Here is a 2,711-nt window from a genome sequence, read left to right on the forward strand (position 1 = left end):
GTTGTCGGGTGCTCGGGTGCCGTGTGGCGCAGGGGGACGGCGATGAGGACGGCCGCGACGCAGCACAGGCCCGCCCCGGCCGCGGTGCGCAGCAGGCGGCGGCGGGTCGCCCGGCGGCGGATCGTCTCGTACTGGCCGGGGGGCGCGCCCAGATAGTCGGGGGAGGAGGGGCGCAGGATCACGGCGAGCGGGTCGTCGGGGCCGGACTCCGGGCCGTCGTCGTCAAGGCGTGTGGTCAAGGCTTCTCCTCAGGTGGACGCGGAGCAGTTCCCGGGCCGCGTGCAGGTCGGCCTTGACGGTTCCTTCCTTGCGCCCGGTCAGCGCGGACACCTCCCGGATCGGCATGTCAGCGTAGTAGTGGAGGAGGATCGGCACGCGCAGTCGCTCGGGCAGCGACTGCACGAGCAACCGCACCGACGGGTCGGCCTGTTCGGGATGGGGGCGCACGGCGGCCTCCGAGGTGACGCGGTGCATGGCCCGGCGCTCGCGCTCCAGCTTGCGCCAGTGGTCCCGGACCAGGTTGGCCGCGGTGACGTAGAGGAACCCGCGCGGCTCCTCCACGGACGTCCAGCGGGCCCAGAGCCGGGTGAACGCCTCCGAGGCGATCTCGTGGGCCGTCCCGTCGTCGTCGACGAGCCGGCGGCACCAGCCGGCGAGGCGCGGGTAGAGGGCGGCGAACAGCTCGGACGCTGCCTTCTCGCGGGACCGTTTCAACGCTCTCCAGAGGTGGGGGACTTCGCACCGCTCAGCGCCGCGAACACGATCACGTTGTCCGCGTAGCCGTCGCCGGTCCGCGCTCCGCCGCACGTGATCAGCCGCAGCTCCGGGCGGTCCACGTACCCGTAGACGTCGTCGGCCGGGAAGTCGGTTTTCGGGACGGTCCGCACCGCCGTGACGGCGAACTCCGCCGCGGTGCCGTTCTCCAGGCGCGCCAGGATCCGGTCGCCCCGGTGCAGCCGGGCGAGCCGGCGGAAGACGCCGTCGCCGTACGGGCCGACCGTGACATGGCCGAGGATCACCGACGGGCCCCGCGCGCCGGGCGTCGGCGAGTGCCGGTACCAGCCCGCCCGGTCGTGGGCCGTGACCGGCGGCACCTGCACCGTGCCGTCGGCCGCCAGGCCCAGCCGGATGACCGGGGTGTCGACGCCGATGGCCGGGATCAGCAGCCGCACCGGGACCGAACGGGCCAGGGGGCGGGCCTTCTTCGCCGGGACCGGCCGGGCGGTGGCCGTCGGCCGGGGTGCGCCGTTGCCGTGGCTCCCGCACGCCGTCAGCAGGGACGCGAGTGCCCCGGCCGTGAACGCGCGCCTGGAGAACGAGCTCATGCCCCGGTAGCCCGGCGGCGCCGCACGACGAAGACCGTGCCGCCGCCCAGGGCGAGCACCGCGGCGGCGCCCGCGCCGACCGCCGTACCGCCGGTCCCGGAGGCGTCGGTCCCCGCCACACCGGTGTCGGGCGCGCCGCTCGGCCGCACCGAGACCTGGCCGTCGGCCGGTGCCCGGGTCGGCTCCGCGCTGGGCGTCTTGCGGGCCGGCTCGGGTGCCCGGGTCGGCTCCGCGCTCTCCGCCGGCCGGGTGGAGGGAGCGGCGTCCGAGGGGACGGGGCTCGGGGTCGCCGGCCCGTCTGCGAACGCGGGCCCGGTGCCCATGAGGACGGCGGTGCCCGCGAGGGCCAGGACGCTCAGGACAGTTCGGCGCATGGAATCGCACTCCTTCGTCGGTCCGCCCGACGGTCGGCGGGCGGGGTGACAGTTCGTGCGGAGAGACGAGGCGGCACCGGGGCGGGTTGTAAAGAGATGGCAAAGTCACCGGAGTCGGGCCGACCGCGGCCCCGGGCCGCCCACGGGCACCTGGTCCCGGCGGTGGACGTCACTCACCGGCTCCTGCCGGACGCTCCGGCGGGCGGCCACCCTCCGGTCCTCGACGCCGGGGGCCACCGCGGCGCACGATGGCGTTCCGACGTGCAGAACCCCGGAAGGGATGGCCCGTTGACCTCCTCCCCCGTCTTCCCCACCGTCCCCCGCACCGCCGACGTCGTGATCATCGGCGGCGGTGTGATGGGCACGTCCGTCGCCTTCCACCTGGCCGAGGCCGGAGTGCGGAACATCGTCGTCGTGGAGCGCGGCGAGCTGGGCCGGGGGAGCTCCGGCAAACCGATCGGCGGCGTACGGGCCCACTTCTCCGACCCGCTCAACATCGAACTGGGCAGCCGGAGCCTGCGCGCCTTCCGCGACTTCCCCGAGCGCCCCGGAGCCGACATCCGGCTCGACACCGTCGGCTACCTCTTCCTCCTCACCACCGACGAACAGGCCGCGGACTTCGAGGCGGGCGTCCGGCTGCAGAACTCCCTCGGAGTCCCCAGCCGCATGATCACCCCCGGGGAGGCCCGCCGCCTGTGCCCCTACGTCAGCACCGACGGACTGGTCGCCGCCGCCCACTCGCCCGCCGACGGGCACGCCCGGCCCGGCCTCGTCGTCCAGGGCTACGCGCGGGCGGCGGCCCGGGCCGGGACCGTCCTCGCCACCCACACCACCGTCACCGGATTCGACACCGCCGGCGACCGGATCACGGCCGTCCGCACCGACCGCGGACGCATCGACTGCGCCACCGTCGTCTGCGCCGCCGGCGCCTGGTCGGCCCACATCGGCGACCTGGCCGGCGTCCCCCTCCCCGTGCGGCCCGTGCGCCGCCAACTGGCCTTCACCACCCCCC

The 2,711-nt window shown here is 75.6% G+C and carries 4 protein-coding genes and 1 pseudogene; 1 reads left to right on the forward strand and 4 read right to left on the reverse strand.

Annotation, left to right across the window (positions count from 1 at the left end):
- From K4G64_RS38885 to K4G64_RS38900, 4 genes and pseudogenes are all read right to left on the reverse strand, one after another.
- Nucleotides 1-239 (reverse strand): annotated as a pseudogene (locus tag K4G64_RS38885) (hypothetical protein); the annotation flags it as partial.
- Entirely contained in the window at nt 223-714 is a 492-nt protein-coding gene (locus K4G64_RS38890; protein WP_031113208.1) for an RNA polymerase sigma factor, read from the reverse strand. The gene K4G64_RS38890 and the pseudogene K4G64_RS38885, both read right to left, overlap by 17 nt.
- Nucleotides 711-1,325 carry a class F sortase gene (locus K4G64_RS38895; RefSeq protein WP_221760562.1) on the reverse strand — a complete coding sequence of 205 codons (615 nt, stop codon included), beginning with the start codon at nt 1,323-1,325 and terminating at the stop codon, nt 711-713. Before K4G64_RS38895 ends, K4G64_RS38890 begins: the two co-directional genes overlap by 4 nt.
- Entirely contained in the window at nt 1,322-1,699 is a 378-nt protein-coding gene (locus K4G64_RS38900; protein ID WP_221760563.1) for a Tat pathway signal sequence domain protein, read from the reverse strand. The genes K4G64_RS38895 and K4G64_RS38900 overlap by 4 nt, the downstream gene beginning before the upstream one ends.
- A gap of 288 nt (nt 1,700-1,987) precedes the next feature.
- Here K4G64_RS38900 and K4G64_RS38905 point away from each other — a divergent pair.
- On the forward strand, nt 1,988-2,711 hold a 724-nt coding region (locus K4G64_RS38905; protein ID WP_221760564.1), incomplete at its 3' end, for an FAD-binding oxidoreductase.

This window comes from Streptomyces sp. WAC04114 (genome assembly GCF_019733245.1).
Classification (GTDB): Bacteria; Actinomycetota; Actinomycetes; order Streptomycetales; family Streptomycetaceae; genus Streptomyces; species Streptomyces massasporeus_A.